Source organism: Pusillimonas sp. MFBS29 (assembly GCF_020687695.1).
In the GTDB taxonomy this organism is placed as follows: Bacteria; Pseudomonadota; Gammaproteobacteria; order Burkholderiales; family Burkholderiaceae_B; genus Pusillimonas_C.
Map to the genome: position 1 here is coordinate 49939 of NZ_JAJEWL010000004.1, position 19905 is coordinate 69843.

Here is a 19905-nt window from a genome sequence, read left to right on the forward strand (position 1 = left end):
TTAGGCGGCAACGTCCTGCTCCACCGCCAGGGCGATATCCAGCATGGGTATGCCCACCAGCCCCGTAGCCGTGGCCGTGCAGTGCGAGCGGAACAACACGGCGTCGTGTATCCAGTGGTGCTGCACGTGCTCGGCCTGCGTGCCGTCGGCCACCGCCACCGCAATGGAATAGTCGCCCACCGGCAGCAGCGGCATGGGAAAACGGAAAGTGGCCACCAGCGTCTGGCCGGCCTGCAGCCGCACGGGCTGGTCGGCATAGCTTAAATAGGTATTGTCGCCAAACAGGGTCTGGCCCAGTCTATCCTTGATGTAGAAGCCAGCAATGGGGCGTTCCAGGTCTTGGTGAGCCGTAATGCGCATGCGCAGCGTGGTGACCTCGCCGCCCACCGCCCAGGCCATATGCCTGCCGTCGGCATCGGCCAGATACACATCGCTGATGGTGGCATGGCCCTGGCCAAAGCCGGCTTTTTCAGGGTCGAAGCGGAAAATTTCCAGATCGTTGCGCAAATTGCTGTGATTGATGAAGTTGCTGCGCTGGTCCACCCACTCTTCGGGCTCGGCCAGCGTTGCCTGGCTTTTTTCCGACGACCCCGACTTATTCGTACTTTCAAACAACGAAGCCAGATACGATTCGCACACTTCCTTGGCCGCGCCCTGCTCCACCACATGGCCTTCGCGCAGCCAGATGGCGCGCTGGCACAAATTGGTTACCGCCGAGCTATCGTGGCTTACAAACAAGATGGTGCCGGTTTCACGGAAGCGCCGCAAAAACCGCATGCACTTTTGCGTGAACAGGGCATCGCCCACCGCCAGCGCCTCGTCTATGATCAGGATATCGGCATCGACGTGCGCAATCACGGCAAAGGCCAGGCGCACATACATGCCCGAGGAATACGTTTTAACCGGCTGATCAACAAAATCGCCGATTTCGGCAAAGGCAAAAATGTCTTGCAGGCGCTCGTCTATCTGCTGACGGCTAAGGCCCAGTATGGCGGCATTCAGGTAAACGTTCTCGCGCCCGGTGAATTCGGGGTTGAAGCCCGCGCCCAATTCCAGCAGCGCCGCAATACGGCCATGCACGGTGACCTGGCCCAGCGTGGGCGTAAGCGTGCCGCACACCAGCTGCAACAAAGTGGACTTGCCCGAGCCATTGCGCCCGATAATGCCCACCGTTTCGCCCCGGTTCACCGTAAAGCTGATGTCGGACAAGGCGTGGAATTCACGGAAATACTTGCGGCCCCGGAAGAAATACTGCAGCAGGCGATCTTGCGGGCGCTTGTACAGGCGGAAAGTTTTGCCCACATTGCGAACTTCTATGGCAATTTCAGAGGACATCGGCAAACCCCTTCTTCATCACCTGGAAAGCACGGTAACCCACAGCCGCCAACACCAGCGCCACCACTGTATATATAGAGAGGGCCATAAAGTCGGGCATCTTGCCATCTATGATCACCGCCCGCGACTGCTCTATGATCAGGGTGAGTGGATTGAACTGAAAGATAGTCTGGAACTCGTCGGGCAGCGCCGAAGCGGGATAAAAAATAGGCGACAGAAACATAAGTATGGTGATCAGCAGCCCCGTAACCTGAGAAATATCGCGCAAATACACTCCCAGGCCGGCCAGCAGCCAGCTGACGCCCGCCAGCAAAATGGCATAGGGCAGAATAATAAGCGGCAGCCACAACACAGTAAGGTGCATGGACCGGTGCACGGCCAAATAGAAGGTAAGCAGCACCACCAGGCTCAGCACAAAGTGGAATACCGCCGCAAACAGATTGATAACGGGCAAGGCTTCCAGCGGAAACACCACCCGCTTCACATAGCTTACGTTGGTAATCATCAGCGTGGGCGCGCGCATCAGGCATTCCGCCGCCAGCGCGTGTATGACCAAGCCCACAAACAGTTGTAAAGCGTAATCCACCGGATCGGCCGCCCCGCCGCCCTGCGACCAGCGGGCGCGAAAAATGCCGCTGAACACAATGGTGTAGACCGCCAGCATCAGTATGGGCGTAACCAGTGACCACACCAGGCCGCCCGCCGAACCGCGGTAACGGCCCAGCACATCGCGCCAGGCCAGGGTGGCAATCAACTGGCGATGTTGCCATAGCGGAATACGCGACGACGGTGCTAAGGGGCTTGCAGCCATAAAGAAACAGTGAAAATTGGGAAAGGCCGATTATAGTACGGCGCCCCCGTCAAGGCCGATTTGCCAGCACCTGAGATAATGTTGCAGTTACATAACATTCAGGAACCTTTAGTCTTCATTAATTGACAAGGGATTACAAGTTGTTTAAGCTGCGCTGATGTTACTGGACGTCAGAATAAATGACGCGCGTCAACATAAATTCTGACACCAGATAACATCCATCGATGGGTGTAACCCGTAACAAACCATAGGACTTACAGATAATGGCTAATCCGTACTTTAACGCCGTCGCCTACCTGCAGAAAAACCCCGACGTAATGGCTGCTGGCTATACAGTAGACACTGCCGAACAGCACTACCTGCAATATGGCGCCAACGAAGCTCTTCTGGGTAACGCCTCGCGCAACCCGGCCCCCTATTTCGACGTTGCCTACTACCTGGACAACAACGCCGACCTGATCGAAGCGGGCATAGGCGCCGACGGCGCTTTCGCACACTTTGTGCAGTACGGTCAATTCGAGGGCCGTTCGCCTTCGCAAGGCCTGACCATCACCGAAGAAGGGCTGGAAGCCTATGCTGCCGCCAACCCAGATCTGCAAGCAGCCTTCGATATTGAAGACCCTACCGATCTGACTGAAGCTCAGCAAGAAGCACTGACCAGCCACTACTATCAATACGGCTACTATGAAGGCCGCCCTGGTGCAGACTTCGAAGAAGTCGACCCAGAAAACCTGACACTGACAGTCGGCATCGACAATATCGTAGGTTCTTCCGCTGATGACACCATCAGCGGCCCTGTGGCACAGAACCAAAACGGCGAACTGGTCAACACCTTTGAAACCGGCGACACCATCGACGGCGGCGCAGGCCACGACACGCTGAACGTTGTCCTGACCAACTCCCAGGGCGTGGATAACCTGTTTAGCGCTCCTGCCATTTCGGCCACAGTATCCAACGTTGAAGTCATCAATGTTCGTGCACAATACGGCAACCGCGACATCGTAAACTTCTCGCACATCGACGCTGAACTGCACGCTGGCGTTGAAGAATACTGGAGCAACAACAGCCGGGCCGACCTGCAAATCGAAGACATCCGTCAACTTCCCGAAGAGTTGACCTTCGGCATGCGTCAAACCGATCCAGAATCAAACAGCAACGACGGCGCAAGCTTTTACGTGTACTTCGACCCAGCTCAACTGGCCGAAGATCGCAGCACTTCGGGCGACTCCAGCCTGACCCTGACCCTGGTCGACAACACCCCCGGTGCTGACGAACTGGAAAACTTCCCCGTCAACGGTATCGTCTTCACTCTGGGCGGCACCGAATACACCGTACAAACAGAAGACGCCCTGGGCGCCACCTATGCAGAGTTCGCAGCAAATCTGCAAGCCGCTCTGGCAGCCAACCCTGACTTGGCCGACGTTACGGTTACCCTGAACCCCAACAACTCCATTACTCTGGTCGACCCTGAAGGCGAAGCTTTCGAGCCCGTAGGCTACACATGGGTTGGTAACGTTGTTCCTTCCGACGGCAATCTGCAGTGGAACATGTCCGCTGGCGCAGCCATCGAAGATAACGTGCCAGTCACCACCAACGTGGTTCTGGACGCAGTGGGCCGCACCTCGCAAGGCGGTGAGCTTGACATCGGCTCCATGGCAGACGGCGGCGTTGAAGTGTTCAACGTATCCGTTGACCGCGACAGCTGGGTTAGCGCACTTGAATCGCGTGAATACTTCGGCGAAGGCGATCGCCATCTGGAAACCATCAACCTGACCAGCATCGGCGCAAACGGCGATCTGGCAATTGGTGAATACGTAGGCGATGCCCGTACCGGCGCACTGGATGGTCGCGTTGAAAATGGCCTGACAGATGTCCGTGAAGTTCTGAACCAAGGCTTCGAGGGCGACCTGTCCTACGGCGTGGTCCTGACTGCGGACTCCATTGCACGCTACCTGGATGACGCTGAAGACACCGTTCAGTTCACATATGAAGGCGGTAATGGCGCAGACAACATCACTATTTACGAGTCCGACGTATCAGGTGACGACGACTACGCCATGAGCGTGGATCTGGGCGCAGGCGACGACCGCCTGAACCTGACCATCGAAAACGCCAGCAACGTATCCGTAGACGGCGGCGAAGGCAGCAACACCATTGCCGTGGCCAGCAGCCATGGTACTGATGCCGACAACACCTTCGCTGCATTCGCCAACTTCCAAACCTACGAGGTTGAGCGCTTTGCAGACACCGAGCATGATTTCGAATCCATGCAAGGCGTAACAGCAATCAATGTCGCAACCTTGGGTGGTGCCACCAATACCGACCTCATCAACGTCGCTCGTGACGCTGATGTGGTCATCACTGGCAAGAACCAAACGCTGGACACGAACAGCAACGGCTTCCAATTCTTTGGTAACATCGCCATTGACAGCGCTGACGTCGTCGGCGGTGACAGCACCCTGGGCGTTACACTGCAAAACACCGCACGTCTGGATGCAGGCCTGATCGTTAGCGGCCTGACCATCGGTGATCTTGATGGTGACGCCGACGGCATTCGTACGCTGAATCTTGTCTCGGCTGGTTCGCGCGACACATTCAACGTTGTGGGTGATCTTGACGCTGCATTGGTCAATACCTTCAATCTGACCGGTACGCAAGACCTCTTTGTAGACATCTCTGCTGCAGCGAACTCTACCGCAGCAGCAGGCCTGCGCGACGCCTTGGTTGTTAACGGCGCCGATCTGGCTGGGTCACTCGATCTGGACCTGACGGGCGACATGGTTAGCGCCATTAACGCTGCCAGCAAAACCGTCACTCTGACCGGTACTGCCAACGAAGATGACGTCTTGGGACTGGAAGGTGCACTTGCCGTGACCAACAACACGACCGTTACCGCTTTTGAAACGGTAGAGTTCTTCACTACTGCGCTTGGGCCTGGGCTTGACACCGTAGACGTGACCAACTTCAACGGTGTTGCACAATATCGCATCGAAGAAACATCACGCGACTTCGAAGTATCCGGCATGAAGGGCAACGAGAAGGTCTGGGTAGATGCTGACGCTACTTCTGGCGACACGCTTACGTTCATTGCAGCAAGCCAGGCCAATACCAACGTGCTCGATATTGAGTACGAAACGCTTGCCGGCGCGCGAACAGTGGAGCTCGAAGCCCAAGACTTCCGCACCATTAAGCTGGATCTTGGTGGGGATGTTGATCAGGCCAACATCTACACCGTTAACTTGGGATTGCTCGACGAAAATGGCGACTTGACACCTGCACCTGGTGACGTAAACCTCGTCTACGCCCGCTCGCTGGTTATCACCGGCGGTGGCGACAATGGTGCAGGCGTAGTGGATTCTGTTAATCTTGGCGCACAGACCAACATTCTCAGCAATATTGACCTTTCTGAGTATGTGGGCGATGTCGCTGCGTTCACCTTGGATACTGGCGTCATCACTGTCCGTAACATAACCATTGAGTTAAATGGCTACGGTGTTGAGATCGACGAAAGCGCTAGCGCCCTTAACATCGTTACCTACGTTATCGCCGACGCCGTTGGCGGAGCAGGTAACGCCACTGATGGCTATCAGAACATTGTGAAGATCACTGGTTTCGACGACGGTACTGGCTCTGCAATCCAAGAGGTTTCAGTATTGGACGTATCGGCACATGGTATTTCACAACTGTCTGATTTTGTGTATGACACGACTACCTTTGCAGGTGATATCGTTCTTACAAATGCAGATGAATCGTTCGCCATCCACCTGGTTGGCATTACCGGTGCTGCTGACTTGACCAACGAAAACTTCATCTTCGCTTAAGCGAAACTGAGATTTTCAAGGAACCTCGGTTCCGCTTGCAAGGGACCGTGCCTTAGGGTACGGTCCCTTTTTACCTCATGTTATCGGAAGATGTTATGTTCCAGAAGCTAGTTCCATTGAATCTCGATGCGCATCGAAATCTACATTTTGATGCCAAGAATAATTACAGCTTTGCCTCAAAGCTGATGGTCAGTCCCGTGGTGGCTGCCGAAGCCGGTCATATTGCTCGCGAATATGTTTTGGTATTTGCGCGTAAAACGGAAAGTCTGCCGCTGGCCTTGCTGGGTGTGGATAAAGACAAGAATGCCTATGTGGATGATAGCGGCGCTTGGCAATCTCGCTACATTCCAGCGCATGTGCGTCGTTACCCGTTCATGTTTGCCGACTCGGCTGAAAATCCGGGCGAATCCGGCAATCGCCGCTTTACCATGATGATAGACGCCGAAGCACCTCACTTTGTCGAATCTGGCGCTGAACCGCTGTTCGATAAGCAAGGTGGACCGGCACCTGTCCTGCAACGCGCTCAGGAATCTCTTAGTCACTTGCAGCGTGATCAGCTGCGCACACTCAAACTCGTTGCCCAGCTTGACGCAGCCGGGCTGCTCGAAGAGCAAGCGCTGCGCGTACAACCCAAACAAGGTGAACCGTTCGCACTGAAGGGCATGCGCGTAATTGACCCCAAACGCTTCGCCGATCTGCCTGCTAATGCGTTGCATGAACTGCACCGCAGCGGCGCGCTGGCTCTGGCTCATGCGCACTTCATGTCAATGAGCAACCTGACCGACAGCCTGTTGATGCCGCGCGACGCTTCTCAAGCACTATCGGGTATTGACAAAGACGGCACGATCAGTTTTGGCGGGCTGCACTGATTTAGCAGTGACAGAGGACTCTTCCTTTGAGTCAAATCAAAGAAGCACGCCACCTGTTCTATTCTGAAGCGCTGTCGAATGCAGCCTGAAAAGGTTTGCGAAGTTTCAGCGCAAATGGAAGGATACGGTGGCGCTTACAATTTCACTGACTATCGCGCCAACTCAACCACAACAGTCCAATAAAACATCCAGCCGCCACAGCCAAGTATGACTTGATAGCTAAAGCTAATGACAATTCCGGACCCCGATTTTGTTATCGCTTTGAATTCGACTTTTATCGGCTCTTGGACTTACGGCCCACATACCGGAAGCGCTATTCCTGACACTAAAGGCCCTAATCGGAGCGACACTGATTATTAAAGACATAATTAATTTACCGGGTGCGTTGCATCGTGTGTAACAGCTAGGCCTGCCTCGCAGTCAGCCACATATAAATATCTCATAGAATTAAAGCGGTTGGATCAACGCTTTAGTGAACCATTTGATGGAATGGTATCGGTAATAGCTTGCCGTTCACTCGTCAGAGTCAGCCGACACAAAAAAACGGCTTCTCAATCTGCATCCAACGAGAAAGCAACGGAAGGCAACGCGCTGAAACGGAAGGCAACATTCTAGCCGATTTTTCAATCAATACAAGGCGATGTAAAGCCCACGGCCTGCTCCCATGCAGGCGCCCGACTCTCATTTTGCACAATGCGACGGAAATCACCTCTAGACGTGAACCGCTTGATGTGAAGGTCAGCCCAGGAAAAAGGTCATTCAGTGCTGGAGGGCCGGAAGCACCTGAGAGGTGCCCAGTGGGGGGCACAAAGTATTTAGCCGGCGCTTGATTTAGGCAACCGAAGGTAATGAATAAAAGCTATGAGGAGGAACCCTGATAGTGCTGTTCAGAACCTTATGATAAAAGTAACAATAAATAATTAAATGCTGCCTAAGACACATAAAAGAGAGGGAGAAATACCCCTCAACCAAACGCCATAAACTCAATAATAAAAGGGTTGTCAGCCGATGTCACACACATTTATCCCAATGATTTTATACGGAGCAGGAGCCGCCCTAATCATAGCTTGGTGGCTGCTCGGGCGCACCGAGCCACGAGAAGATGACGTTGAGAGACCGAGCCATCAGTTCAACTAAGCTCCCGAATATCTCGCCGGAAAATTTGCCAAGCGATGGTCTTTTTCCTGGGCCTGCGCAGGACAATCCTGACTGCGCGCAGGAATCTTTCATCTTTTTACAGAAGGCTGTATGGCTCAAAATCTCTCGCGCAGCTTCGCGCTTGTCGTTGGACTCTCAGCCTTGAGCTTTTCTGCCTACACTCAGGCTTCACCTGAACAGTTCGCGCAGCAGTTTGCACAGGCCGGCGCAACGATACAGGCCGTTGCTGAAGAATGTGGTGACTATACACAAAGCCAGCTCAAAGAAATGCGTAAGCAGCAGCAGACGTCTGTATCAGCAATGGGAGTTTCCGTAGCCCAATACGATCAGATGTTTGAAGCCAGCTACAACAACGCACGCACCCAAATAGCGATGGCCAGCCCCGCGGAAAAAGCGGAAATGTGTGAGCAAATGAAGGTTGCTGGTAGCGGGAATTAATCTGCGACTTAGAACGGAGTGCTCACTTCATTGCAGCCCCTCCAGTTGCTAACACTTTTTTTTGTCCTTAGCTCCATAATTGTCATCCCCCGTTGTAAGTCCCCCGCATTACAACCCACTTAGCCGCTGGCGAGCACAGCCCAGGCGGTGCGCTGCGCTTTCTCGATCTTTAACGGCTTCCAATAAAGGCTGACCGCCATTCGCTACAACCCTCGGCGCTATCCCGGCCATAACGGAAGACGGCCAATGCTTGAACGTGCAAGGCGCAGGCTGCTGAATCTCAAGCGGCTGCCGTTAAGATTTCCTCAATCAGGAAATCATCCATGCAATTACCAATATGCAGATTTATTCCACACTTCTGATTGGCTTGGGGGGACTTTTCGCCCAGTAGGCTTCAAAATAATTTTGTGCGTGCTTTCGTTGAGCACCCCCATAGTCCCTACAGCCAGACTATCCAATAGAATTCCCCACAAACTATCCGAAACAAAAACTTCGACAAACCAAATAAAAGACAAGTTTAGCGACATATTTATAATTAAATTAATTTAATGTAAATCTATGTTTTATAAGGGTTTACATACATAAACAACGCTCGACTTTTTATTTATCGACTCTATAATCACACTGTGTTTAATATGTAACTTTACGTATTAATAAGTATCGAACTAATCTGCTACACAGCTTTCTATTGCACAAGGAGTCGCTCTCATGGCCTTAGCCCCCGATCTGTTATTCAATCTTAAATGGTATCTGGACCATAACCCCGATGTCGCCGCAGCACTTGAAAGCGGAGAAATCAACGACGCCTACCAGCATTTCCTGGATTACGGCAAAGCCGAAGGGCGCAGCTCCAGTCCACTCTTTAATATCGAGCAATATCTGTTTGATAATCCCGATGTGGCCGAAGCTGTAAGAAAGGGCGAAATCACTGCCTACGACCACTTCATTCAGTACGGCGCCTCTGAGGGACGCACCCCCAGCCATCTATTCGACGAAGCGTTTTATCTGACACAAAACCCCGACGTCGCCGATGCGGTTAACGATGGCGGCATGTCAGCCATCGAGCATTTCCTGTTGTATGGCCAAAATGAACACCGCCCCTTCAGCCCTTCCATAGACTTGGGAGCCTATCTAGACGCCAACCCCGATATTGCCGATGCAGTAGCGGCCGGTCAAATGAGTGCGTTAGACCACCTGATGTTATATGGTGTGAGCGAAGGCCGTGATCTAGGCAATGGCGTAGACATGTCCATATTCGCAGATGACGAAACTTTCCAAGAAGCACTGGAAGCTGGCGACGTGCAAGGCGCCCTGGAACGCGTGGCCGAAGTAGCCCCATTCCTACCTACCTTCGTACCGCCAAGTAACTGGGAAGCACCCGCCGACACGCCTATACCAACAAACTTTGTACCGCCCGAAGGCACGAAGCTGGTCATTCCACCTTCCGTAGAAGTACCGCCTGGCACGGTGTTACCCGACACTTTTGAACCGCCAGTTGATACGGGCGGCGGCGATGGCGATGGCGATGGCGATGGTGATGGCGATGGTGATGGTGATGGTGATGGTGATGGTGATGGTGATGGTGATGGTGATGGCGGCGATGGCGATGGCGATGGCGATGGCGACGGCGACGGCGATGGCGATGGTGATGGCACGCCGGTACCCAACTTTTCAGTGGTGATTGACGACGACGGTGCGGTGACTTTTGGTGGAACAGCCACCGGAGACATCATCATGTCGGTCGCGGATGGCGTGGCGAGCTTTGCTCGCGGCTCGTTGACTGCCACGACTGCACCTGAAATGAACGACATTACGAAGATCACTGTCAATGGCGCAACACTGCAGACTTCAGCTGACGTTGTTACTGAACTGCCGCGAATTGATCTGACAGGCGGGGCAATGCTAAAGGTAGCCACAGCCTTTAGTGAATTAAGCAATGACACTCAACAGTTGGAAAGTGTCGATATCTCCAACGTATATGTTGGCGACAGCAACGCGCCCAGTGCAGTATGGAATAGTGTATCAACCGTCAGTGGCAATATCGCTGATAAGTTCAAGCTATTCTGGGTTACCGGCGATGAAGGGTACTATGCCGTACTTGATACAGACGATATCGCACAGAAAAAAGCAGTAAATGACGCCAATCTTGATATTAGTGTTATTTATGCTGAGCACCTTCTTGATGACAATGCCCCAATTTTCGATGTGGTACAAACGAAACGCCCGGCCAGCGGCGATGAGCCAGCCGGGCCAAATTTCGCAGTCAGGCAGCAATCGCTGCATGATAATTTGCTGGGTAACCTCAACAATGACACCATTAGTGGCCGAATAACTAGGGGTGAGCTAACAGCACGTGTGCTTGAGCCAGAAGTAGCAGAGTTCGGTGAGCGGGCGTATCACGACGGCGTACTCACAAAAGTACACAATCTCGAGAAAACGTTAGTTTGGGATCTGGCGCACGATATTCCCCGTGACGAAGATGAAGTGACCAGCATCATCGGAGACGAGGCGTATGTCATACACGACGTGGAAAATAAGACGAGCACAGTCACAAACTACGACACTGTTCAGTTGGCAGTGACTAGCACTGGGCCGGACGATACTATTTACGTAGGTCCTGGCAACTTCCAAGAAGCAGTCAATATTGCCTCTTTGACGGGTGATGCAAGGCTTGCGGGAACCAGCCAAACCATAATCGACGCTAATGGCGGCGTATACGCAATCAGAGCAGAGGGATCTTTTACCGGCACAGCAACCATTGAAGGTCTGACTGTAATAGCCGGAACACAAGGCGGAATTGGGCAGTTCAGTAGTGCCAGCGCCGGGCAATTTCACGTGCTGAACAATACAATAACGACATCAGAAGTATTTAGCTATACAGCGAATGGAAATTCGATACAGATTAGCGGTGCAGGCTCAACCGTCATTGGAAATACGGTAGCGACAGCCGATTACACATCAGTACGTAGCACATGGAGCACATCGGGCATTACAGTAACAAAAGAGGCCAGTAACGCTATCATCGAGAACAATAAGGTCACGGGCCCTACCGAGATCGCCGACGGCAATAGCGTAATCGGTATTGCCGCCGACGGTAACTACTCTGGTGATGCTGGCCTGATGGATATTCAGATTACTGGAAACACAGTCACCAATATCACCTCCGGCATTTCGCTTAGCGACAAAGTAGAAGCAGAAGTTACTGGCAATACCCTTAGCAATAACGCCGTAGGCATCAGCTTGGGCACCACCTTTAGCGGCTGGTTGGATGAACTGAACATCACAATCGACGGCAATACATTCTCTGGAAACGGGAAAGCTATTTCCATCAACGATTTCGACGGCAGCGGCCAGATTACTATTCAAGGCAATATCTTTACCAGCATTGCGGACATGGAAGGCGCTATCTGGCTCAACAATGAAGGCGTTTATACCAGCGAATCTGATATTACAATTGACTTGGAGCAATTTAGTACAGCTGCGGGCGAGCTTGCCGATAATGTTATATACACAAGCACAAAAGAGTCCGGTGCCATCTATGACCATATTACTTTCGGTGCACTAACTGACGGTCAAGTTACAGTCACATGGACCGAGGGAGCGTTCATGAATCTTGAAGTGAAACTGACTGGAGCCGCCGATTTCGATCTGAGTGAGATACAAGACTTCTTTGGTGGCACACTGGTCCCTGCATAAAGGTAAGGAGCTGACGCCGCTGTTCAACTCATCGGCATATCCGCTATGGATGGTTTCTTCTCACCCTAATTTTCAGCAAGAACCCGTCTCGTAGCAGTCAAAGAACCTCGCAATCCCTCGATTGCGAGGTTCTTCCGCCTTATACCCCAACAAGATAATATGGCTGCCGTGTATAAGGGCGGGCTGCTCCCGCGCCCTTACACACAACACTCACCAAACCAAACACGTTCACCCAACCCACGGATTAAATACCCTAACCGGCAGCCCCGCAAAATCTTTAAGCTTGCGCGTAACCAGCACCAGGTCATGCTCCACTGCCGTAGCCGCAAGCAGGCTGTCAATGGCCGGTAGTGGCCGCCCCGCTGCGGCGACCAGGCGCCCCCAACGGTCGGCCACCGCGGCGTCCACGCTTAGAATACGTCCCGTAAAGAAGGTGGGAAGGTCTATCGCCAGCCAGTCCACCAGCGACTGGCGACGTGCGTCTTCAGCAACACCCTCGATGCCCTTGCGGATTTCCCCCAGCGTCAGAACGCTGAGGTACAGCGTCGTTGGCGGGCGTTTTGCGAACCAGTCCAGCACGCCGGGGTCTGGCGATTTGCGGCGCAGTTCGGAAAGCACGTTGGTGTCGATCAGGTAGCTCAAAACGCAACATCCCGCGGCAGGCTCTGGTCACGTTCCAGCGCAATGTCGTCCGTGTCGTAGAGCGGCGAGCGGCGCATAAAGTCCACCAGTGAGTCCTGTGCCTGCGACAGGCGGTTAAAGGTTTCCCGTGAAATTACAACCGCCACCGATTTCCCATGCAGGGTGATGTCTTGGGGTTGCGTTTGAGCGCGCTTTACCAGTTCCGACATGCGTGCCTTGGCTTCCTGCATTTGCCACGTCTGCATGCGCCCTCTCCCTAATCTGACTATACAGGTCAGATTTTAACAATACCCACAACTTCCTTCAAGCTTTTGACCGGTGCAAGCTTGGTGTTATCGTACCCCCATGGACAAAACCACCGACACCACTTACCCGCTTAGCGGCCATATCAACATCGCCTTCAGCGCCTGCGAAGACCGCCTCGTCATCAATGCACAGCGACCCAGTCAAGGGGCTGTGCACCTACTGCTGACGCGGCGCATGAGCATGATTGTCTTGCAGCAGCTGCTGGTCAAGCTGCCCGAGCTGACCGGGCTGGGCCAGACGCCCGCCGCCTACTGGAAGGAAGTGCTGCAGATGGCGCATCAGAAAGCCATGCAGGCCAAACTCGATGCCGACAGCGCCAAGGTGGCGGCAAAGGCGGAACAGTTCGGCCAGGCAAGCGCCGCGGGCCAGGACACTGCGGTCGCGAAGGCTGAAATTTTTCTGGCCACCGAGCTGACGGTCAGGCTGGACGATAAACAATTGATACTGGCGTTCAAGGGCCTGCCCATGCCGCAGGCCATGACGCAGGCCAGCGCGCAGCAGCCGGTGCTGGCCATGCCTTTGGCGCCCGAGCACGTGCACCAGTTGATCGAGCTGCTGATCAAGAAGTCACAAGCCGCCCACTGGCATCTGCCGCTGGATTTGCCCTGGCTGGACAGCCCCGAACCGCAAGACACCAGCCTGGGTGTGTTGCTGCATTAAGGAGCCGAATGGGGTCAGACACGATTATCTTTTGATAATCGTGTCTGACCCCATTCACACGTTGGACATTGCAGGTTTCAGTACTTTCACGCAATGAGCTTTGTGTTCACTCACACTATCCCCATTCAGTACAACTGGTCATAGTAAGGACCTTGCGGGCTTGGTAGTTGTTAACTATAAGCCAATGAACTATACTGAATGTATCGATTTCGAATGGGACGGTGCCAAAAGCGACTCGTGTTTTCAAGAGCGCGGGTTTGACTTTTCCTTTGCTGCACGGGCATTTCTCGACCCTGATCGGATCATCCAGCCCGATATCCGACACAGCTACGGGGAAGATCGATACCGGCTTATGGGTGCCATCGAGTATCGCCTATTCGTGGTGGTCTATACATCAAGGCACGACGTCATTCGTATTATTTCGGCCCGCAAAGCCAATAAGCGTGAGGTCAGTATCTATGAAAAAAACACGCATAACACTTAATCCGGCAGATCCTGTTTCGATGAATCTGGGGCGCGTGGATCTTGCTCGCGTTGATGCCACTACAGAAGCGGATGTTTCCCGACAGGCAGCGGCCGATGAAGCAGAGGCCGTACTGGATACCGCCCGGTATGCGCGGCGTGTTCGCAAACGTCTGGGGCTCAGCCAAGCTCAGTTTTCAGCGCGAATCGATGTTCCCATAGACACTATCAGAAACTGGGAACAGGGAAAGCGCAGCCCCACAGGAGCGGCCAAATCATTGCTGAAGATTCTCGACAAAGTGCCCGAACTTGCATTGGCGGCACTGCACTAGGAAAGCCGAATGGGGTCAGACACGATTATCTTTTGATAATCGTGTCTGACCCCATTCACATTCACAAAGTACTTTTCCGTATTGAGCTTTACGTTCACTCTCGCTGTTGTTCATCAATCCCATCCGCCATAGTAGAGGCCTCGACATCTTCTTGTTCAAGCCCCCATGTCGATGACGTCAGCCAGATCGAAAAGGAACACAATATGACCTACGTCAACACCATTGAACGCGTCGCGCTCAGGCGCGGGCATGAAGAAGGCAAGCTCGAAGCAGCCTCCAGCATTCTTGCTTCGCTGATTACCCGCAAGTTCGACTCGCGTGGCTGACGCTGACCAAGTCAGCCTGGATCGCTGGACTTTACAAATCCTGGATGCGCAGCGAATTGCCAACGGGGTCAGACACGATATTGCGATATTGAACTTACCTTGCCAGTTTAAACATCTGTCGTGGAGCACTTATGGCGCGCCTTCCTCGCTATGTCATCCCTGGGCAACCACAGCACATCATCCAGCGAGGCAACAACCGGCAGCCTATTTTTGCCTCAGTGGCCGATTATCAGTTTTTTCGTGACGCTCTGGTCGATGCCGCCCACAAACACGGTCTGGCGATTCATGCATACGTCTGGATGACCAATCACGTTCATTTGCTTGCCACGCCAAGCGCTGGAGACAGCATCAGCAAGGTTTTTCAGTCTACGGGAAGGCGTTATGTGCAGCATTTCAACTATACATATCAGCGCAGCGGCACCCTATGGGAAGGACGCTACCGCGCTACAGTGGTGGATAGTGAGCGCTATCTGCTGACGCTGATGCGCTATATCGAGCTAAACCCGGTGCGGGCCGGCATGGTGGCTCACCCCGGTGATTACCGTTGGTCCAGCCATACTTTCAATGCGCAAGGCCACGCTGGCCCCAACTCAAGCTGGCTGACACCTCATCAGCTGTATTCCCGTCTGGGAAGAAATAAAGAGGAGCAGCAGAGCGCCTACCAGAGGTTGTTCAAGATAGCGCTACCCGATCAGGATTTGCAGGCAATCCGAGAATCGACCCACAAGGGCTGGGCGTTGGGAAACGAACACTTCCAGAGAAGAATCGAAGGATTGGCAAGTCGACAAGCCGCATCAAAGGGAGTGGGCAGGCCAAAGATGTAATGGGGTCAGACACGATTATCTTTTGATAATCGTGTCTGACCCCATTACATCGAAGGTTAATCGTGTCTGACCCCATTACATCGAAGGTTAATCGTGTCTGACCCCATTACAATTACAATACCGAGACCCTCTATTCACAGGACTGCCGTATGGCCAAACTTCAAGTCGTCTCCAAGGAACTGCATGCCGGCAAGCGCTGGCAGCGTTATGCTTCTTATTCATTTGCCACGGGCGATTCGGTGGCGGCGCTGGTGGCGCAGGAACTGCCGCGCGCCTGCATGACTTTGCCCATAGGCTTTATTTCGGTGAACGATGGCTATGTGCCGGTGGCGGTGCAGGGCTTGGCGGCGGGCAAGAATCTGCTGGTGGCGCCCGATGGCCGCTGGCTGGGCGGCTATGTGCCCGCAGCTTATCGCGGCTATCCGTTTGCCCTGGCCAATACCGATAACGGCCAGCAGCAGGTGCTGTGCATTATTGAAGACAGCGGCCTGATTTCCGACGACACGGGCGAGCCTTTCTTTGGCGAAGACGAAAAACCCACCAAGGCGGTTACTGATGTGCTGAATTTCCTGGGTCAGATTGCGGCCAACCGGGTCGCCACGCAGGCGGCATGCGCGGCGCTGCAAAAGCATAATCTTATTCAGCCCTGGCCCATCAAGGTTCAGGCCGAAGGCGGCGAGCAAAATGTTCAGGGGCTGTTCCGCATTGACGAGGCGGCCATGAATCAGCTGGAGCCGGAACCCTTGGCTGAACTGCAGAAGTCGGGCGCCCTGCCCATAGCTTTTTGTCAGTTGCTGTCCATGCAGCACTTGGAAAAACTGGGCAAGCTGGCTCAACAGCATGCGGCAGCCGGAGCGGCGCTGCAACCCGCCGGCGGCGACCTGGATCTTGAATTCCTGAACGACGGCGGAACCATCAATTTCGGCGGTCTGGCCTGAGCCTGCCCGGGCGCCACGCAAGGTGTTGCATTTATAGAAAAGCTGCCTTTTCTGGCGGCTTTTTCAACTGGGCGTCAGAGACAACATGTTATAGTAAAAAGCTTTTTTAAAAAGCTTCAAAATCTTTCTGTTTTTACACTGCGTGCGTTGTTGCGGATCGCAACAACGGCGCCTACTGGTTTTTCGCATGAAGTCATCCCGTCGCACCGAACTAGGCGAAGCGCTATACCGATTTCGCAAGACGTTCTACAGTCTGGCCGCGTTCAGCTGCGTCATCAATATCCTTGCGCTGACGCCTTCCATTTATATGCTGCAGGTGTACGACCGGGTGCTGGCCAGCAGCAATGAAACCACGCTGCTGATGCTTACGCTGCTGGTGGTGGGCCTGTATGTGTTGTCGGGCATGCTGGAATTCACCCGCGCCTCGGTGCTGATTCGGGTGGGCAACCGTTTCGACATGATGCTGAATCAGCGCGTGTTCACGGCCGCCTTCGAGCGCAATCTGCGCCGCCAGGGCGGCAACCCGTCGCAGGCCGTTCACGACCTGACCAATCTGCGCCAGTTCCTTACGGGCAATGCGCTGTTTGCTTTCTTCGATGCGCCCTGGACGCCCATTTATATATTGGTCACCTTCATGGTGCACCCGCTGCTGGGCCTGATTACGCTGGGCGGCTCCATTATTCTGTTCATATTGGCCTATATCACCAATATTTCCACACAAAAGCCGCTGGCCGAGGCCAATCAGGCGTCCATCGCGGCGGGCGCGTTTGCCAATAATCATTTGCGCAATGCCGAAGTGATCGAAGCCATGGGCATGCTGCCCGGCCTGCGCGCGCGCTGGTTCGGTCAGCATCGCCGAGTCTTGTCGCTGCAAACGCTGGCTTCCGACCGCAATGCACGCATCAGTTCTGTTACCCGCTTTGTGCGTATTTCCCTGCAATCCTTGATTCTGGGCGCGGGCGCGCTGTTGGTTATCGAGGGCACGATCACGGCCGGCATGATGATTGTCTGCTCCATACTGATGGGCAAGGCGCTGGGTCCGGTGGAACTGGCCATCGGCACCTGGAAGCAGGCACTGTCCACCCGCCAGGCCTATGCCAGGCTCGACGAAATGCTGCAGTCGGCACCCGCGCGCGGCGACACGCTAAGCCTGCCGGCGCCGAAGGGCGAGCTCTTGCTGGAAAACGTCTACGCCTCGGCCCCGGGCGGGCAGGCTGCCATTCTGAAGGGCGTTAATTTCGGCGTGAAGCCCGGCGAGACCGTGGGCATTATTGGCCCCTCGGCATCGGGCAAGTCCACCCTGGCGCGCCTGCTGGTGGGCGTGTGGCCGGCGCAGGCCGGCAAAGTGCGCCTTGACGGCGCCGATGTGTATTTGTGGAATAAAGATGAACTGGGCCCGCACGTGGGTTACCTGCCGCAAGATATCGAGCTGTTCGAAGGCACCATCGCCGAGAATATCGCCCGTTTTGGCGAAACCGATTCGGCCAAGGTCATAGAAGCGGCCAGCCATGCGGGTGTGCACGAGATGATTCTGCGCCTGCCCAAGGGCTATGACACCCGCCTGGGCACCGACGGCGCGTCTTTGTCGGGCGGCCAGAAGCAGCGCGTGGCGCTGGCGCGGGCCATATATGGCGATCCGGCGCTTATTGTGCTGGACGAACCGAACTCCAACCTGGACGACGTGGGCGAAGCCGCCCTGGTCCAGACCGTTCTTGGCCTGAAAAAACGGGGAGCAACCGTTATTTTGATCACGCACCGCATGAATGTGCTCAGCGCGGTCGACAAGCTGCTGGTCATGCGCGAAGGCACGCCGGCCATGTATGGCCCGCGTGAGGAAGTGCTGAAGGGTTTGCGCCAGCAGCAGATTCAGGCGGCGGCCGCACCGGGCGCCGCAGGTCAGGGCTCGCCATTGCAGATTGTGGGTAAAGGCCAGGTTTGAACATGAAAGAATTGAATATGAACCGGGACGACGACCTGGATGTGCCGGGCAACAAGGTCGACACCAATTTCACCGCCCCCTTGCGCTGGGGCCTGGCTGTGCTGCTGATAGGCTTTGGCGGCTTTGCCGCCTGGGCCGCGCTGGCCCCGCTGGATGCCGGTGTGCCGGCCAATGCCACGGTGCAGGTGTTTGGCAATCGCAAGTCGGTGCAGCACCTGGAAGGCGGCACCGTGGAAGAAATTCTGGTTCGCGAGGGTGACAAGGTCAAGCAGGACCAGGTGCTGATACGCCTTAACGATACCCGCGCGGTGGCCGAACAGGGCGTGATCAGTTCGCAATACATTCTGGCCATGGCGTCCGAGGCGCGGCTGCTGGCCGAGCGCGACGGCCTGCCGGAAATCCGGTACGACCCGGCCTTTACCGAGCGCTTCAAAGACGACCCGCGCTATATCAGCGCCACCGGCACGCAAGACTTGCTGTTCCAGACCCGGCGCGAAGCCCTGGAAGGCGAAATCACCATTTTGAAGGAAAACCTGAACGGCGCCGAACAGCAGTTGAAGGGGCTGGCGCAGGTGCAGGCCAACCGCAAGAGCCAGATCAGTTTCATACAGCGCGAACTGAAAGGCGTGCGCCAGCTGGCCAAGGAAGGCTATTTGCCACGCAATCGCATGTTCGAACTTGAGCGCGATGCGGCGCAGCTGCAGGCCGCGCTGTCGGGCGACGTGGTCGAGGAAAGCCGCACGCGCAATCAGGTGGCCGAACTGAAGCTGCGCATACTGCAGCGCAGCCAGGATTACCAAAAGGAAGTGCAGTCGCAGCTGTCGGAAGTGCAAAAGGAAGCTTCAGCGCTGAGCGACCGGCTGGCCGCGCTGGACTACACCGTGCGCGAAACCAAAATACGCGCGCCCATAGACGGCTATGTGCAAGACCTTAGCGTGCACACCGTAGGCGGGGTCATACGCCCGGGCACCCAGGTCATGGAGGTGATTCCCATGGACCACAGCTATATTGTGCAGGCCCAGGTGCCGGTGCAGGCCATCGACAAGATCCACGCCGGGCTCGATGTGGAAATTACCTTCCCGGCCTTCAACCACGCCCAGACGCCGAATATTCCGGGCAAGGTCATGACGGTCTCGGCCGACAGCCTGATCAACGAGACCACCAAAATGCCCTACTACCTGGCCCAGGTCAACGTTACGCCCAAGGGCATGGAAATGCTGGAAGGCAACGCCATACGCCCGGGCATGCCGGCCTCGGTCTTGATACGCACGGGCGAGCGGACTATGCTCAGCTATCTGCTCAAACCCTTCCTGGAGCGGCTGAACAAATCCTTCAAGGAGCAATAGCC

Annotated in this window: 16 protein-coding genes; 12 read left to right on the forward strand and 4 right to left on the reverse strand. The window is 54.7% G+C overall.

What is annotated here, in order from left to right:
- Together LKR43_RS07275 and LKR43_RS07280 are read right to left on the reverse strand one after the other, a co-directional pair.
- Positions 1-1335, reverse strand: coding sequence for an ABC transporter ATP-binding protein (locus LKR43_RS07275; protein ID WP_227683386.1), 1335 nt, complete (start codon positions 1333-1335; stop codon positions 1-3).
- The gene (locus tag LKR43_RS07280; protein WP_227683387.1) at positions 1325-2146 is read right to left on the reverse strand and encodes an ABC transporter permease; all 822 of its coding nucleotides are present in this window, start codon (positions 2144-2146) and stop codon (positions 1325-1327) included. The genes LKR43_RS07275 and LKR43_RS07280 overlap by 11 nt, the downstream gene beginning before the upstream one ends.
- A 263-nt stretch (positions 2147-2409) precedes the next feature.
- Here LKR43_RS07280 and LKR43_RS07285 point away from each other — a divergent pair, with 263 nt between their 5' ends.
- From LKR43_RS07285 to LKR43_RS07300, 4 genes are all read left to right on the forward strand, one after another.
- Positions 2410-5967: a hypothetical protein gene (locus LKR43_RS07285; protein ID WP_227683388.1), complete on the forward strand. Its 3558-nt coding sequence runs from the start codon at positions 2410-2412 to the stop codon at positions 5965-5967.
- A gap of 95 nt (positions 5968-6062) precedes the next feature.
- Positions 6063-6836, forward strand: coding sequence for a SapC family protein (locus LKR43_RS07290; protein WP_227683389.1), 774 nt, complete (start codon positions 6063-6065; stop codon positions 6834-6836).
- 1248 nt (positions 6837-8084) lie between these two features.
- Entirely contained in the window at positions 8085-8432 is a 348-nt protein-coding gene (locus LKR43_RS07295; RefSeq protein WP_227683390.1) for a hypothetical protein, read from the forward strand.
- A gap of 708 nt (positions 8433-9140) precedes the next feature.
- A complete protein-coding gene (locus LKR43_RS07300; RefSeq protein WP_227683391.1) occupies positions 9141-12128 on the forward strand; it encodes a NosD domain-containing protein in 2988 nt (995 codons plus the stop codon).
- A gap of 228 nt (positions 12129-12356) precedes the next feature.
- Here LKR43_RS07300 and LKR43_RS07305 read toward each other — a convergent pair whose 3' ends face one another.
- Entirely contained in the window at positions 12357-12770 is a 414-nt protein-coding gene (locus LKR43_RS07305; RefSeq protein WP_227683392.1) for a type II toxin-antitoxin system VapC family toxin, read from the reverse strand.
- On the reverse strand, positions 12767-13015 hold the full coding sequence (locus tag LKR43_RS07310; protein ID WP_227683393.1) for a type II toxin-antitoxin system Phd/YefM family antitoxin: 249 nt from the start codon (positions 13013-13015) through the stop codon (positions 12767-12769). Before LKR43_RS07310 ends, LKR43_RS07305 begins: the two co-directional genes overlap by 4 nt.
- 100 nt (positions 13016-13115) lie before the next feature.
- Between LKR43_RS07310 and LKR43_RS07315 the strand changes: the two genes are divergently transcribed.
- The 8 genes from LKR43_RS07315 to LKR43_RS07345 all read left to right on the forward strand — a co-directional run bounded on the left by LKR43_RS07315 (position 13116) and on the right by LKR43_RS07345 (position 19903).
- On the forward strand, positions 13116-13736 hold the full coding sequence (locus LKR43_RS07315; RefSeq protein ID WP_227683394.1) for a hypothetical protein: 621 nt from the start codon (positions 13116-13118) through the stop codon (positions 13734-13736).
- 184 nt (positions 13737-13920) lie between these two features.
- Complete coding sequence (locus LKR43_RS07320) at positions 13921-14220, forward strand: BrnT family toxin (protein ID WP_227683395.1); 300 nt, start codon at positions 13921-13923, stop codon at positions 14218-14220.
- Positions 14195-14530: a DNA-binding transcriptional regulator gene (locus LKR43_RS07325; RefSeq protein WP_227683396.1), complete on the forward strand. Its 336-nt coding sequence runs from the start codon at positions 14195-14197 to the stop codon at positions 14528-14530. Before LKR43_RS07320 ends, LKR43_RS07325 begins: the two co-directional genes overlap by 26 nt.
- A gap of 203 nt (positions 14531-14733) precedes the next feature.
- Entirely contained in the window at positions 14734-14856 is a 123-nt protein-coding gene (locus LKR43_RS16200) for a hypothetical protein (protein WP_255675997.1), read from the forward strand.
- Positions 14857-14987: 131 nt separating this feature from the next.
- The gene (locus LKR43_RS07330) at positions 14988-15680 is read left to right on the forward strand and encodes a transposase (protein ID WP_227683397.1); all 693 of its coding nucleotides are present in this window, start codon (positions 14988-14990) and stop codon (positions 15678-15680) included.
- Positions 15681-15829: 149 nt separating this feature from the next.
- A complete protein-coding gene (locus tag LKR43_RS07335) occupies positions 15830-16618 on the forward strand; it encodes a SapC family protein (protein WP_227683398.1) in 789 nt (262 codons plus the stop codon).
- Positions 16619-16805: 187 nt separating this feature from the next.
- On the forward strand, positions 16806-18557 hold the full coding sequence (locus LKR43_RS07340) for a type I secretion system permease/ATPase (RefSeq protein WP_227683399.1): 1752 nt from the start codon (positions 16806-16808) through the stop codon (positions 18555-18557).
- A 2-nt stretch (positions 18558-18559) separates the two neighbouring features.
- A complete protein-coding gene (locus LKR43_RS07345) occupies positions 18560-19903 on the forward strand; it encodes an HlyD family type I secretion periplasmic adaptor subunit (RefSeq protein WP_227683400.1) in 1344 nt (447 codons plus the stop codon).
- Positions 19904-19905 lie beyond the last annotated feature (2 nt).

Excerpts from the sequence above, each read along its gene's own strand:
- LKR43_RS07345 (WP_227683400.1), top strand. The coding sequence starts at position 18,560 with ATGAAAGAATTGAATATGAACCGGGACGACGACCTGGATGTGCCGGGC.
- LKR43_RS07310 (WP_227683393.1), bottom strand. The coding sequence starts at position 13,015 with ATGCAGACGTGGCAAATGCAGGAAGCCAAGGCACGCATGTCGGAACTG.
- LKR43_RS07315 (WP_227683394.1), top strand. The coding sequence starts at position 13,116 with ATGGACAAAACCACCGACACCACTTACCCGCTTAGCGGCCATATCAAC.
- LKR43_RS07300 (WP_227683391.1), top strand. The coding sequence starts at position 9,141 with ATGGCCTTAGCCCCCGATCTGTTATTCAATCTTAAATGGTATCTGGAC.
- LKR43_RS07295 (WP_227683390.1), top strand. The coding sequence starts at position 8,085 with ATGGCTCAAAATCTCTCGCGCAGCTTCGCGCTTGTCGTTGGACTCTCA.
- LKR43_RS07340 (WP_227683399.1), top strand. The coding sequence starts at position 16,806 with ATGAAGTCATCCCGTCGCACCGAACTAGGCGAAGCGCTATACCGATTT.
- LKR43_RS07330 (WP_227683397.1), top strand. The coding sequence starts at position 14,988 with ATGGCGCGCCTTCCTCGCTATGTCATCCCTGGGCAACCACAGCACATC.
- LKR43_RS07285 (WP_227683388.1), top strand. The coding sequence starts at position 2,410 with ATGGCTAATCCGTACTTTAACGCCGTCGCCTACCTGCAGAAAAACCCC.
- LKR43_RS16200 (WP_255675997.1), top strand. The coding sequence starts at position 14,734 with ATGACCTACGTCAACACCATTGAACGCGTCGCGCTCAGGCGCGGGCAT.
- LKR43_RS07325 (WP_227683396.1), top strand. The coding sequence starts at position 14,195 with ATGAAAAAAACACGCATAACACTTAATCCGGCAGATCCTGTTTCGATG.
- LKR43_RS07280 (WP_227683387.1), bottom strand. The coding sequence starts at position 2,146 with ATGGCTGCAAGCCCCTTAGCACCGTCGTCGCGTATTCCGCTATGGCAA.
- LKR43_RS07290 (WP_227683389.1), top strand. The coding sequence starts at position 6,063 with ATGTTCCAGAAGCTAGTTCCATTGAATCTCGATGCGCATCGAAATCTA.
- LKR43_RS07275 (WP_227683386.1), bottom strand. The coding sequence starts at position 1,335 with ATGTCCTCTGAAATTGCCATAGAAGTTCGCAATGTGGGCAAAACTTTC.
- LKR43_RS07335 (WP_227683398.1), top strand. The coding sequence starts at position 15,830 with ATGGCCAAACTTCAAGTCGTCTCCAAGGAACTGCATGCCGGCAAGCGC.
- LKR43_RS07320 (WP_227683395.1), top strand. The coding sequence starts at position 13,921 with ATGAACTATACTGAATGTATCGATTTCGAATGGGACGGTGCCAAAAGC.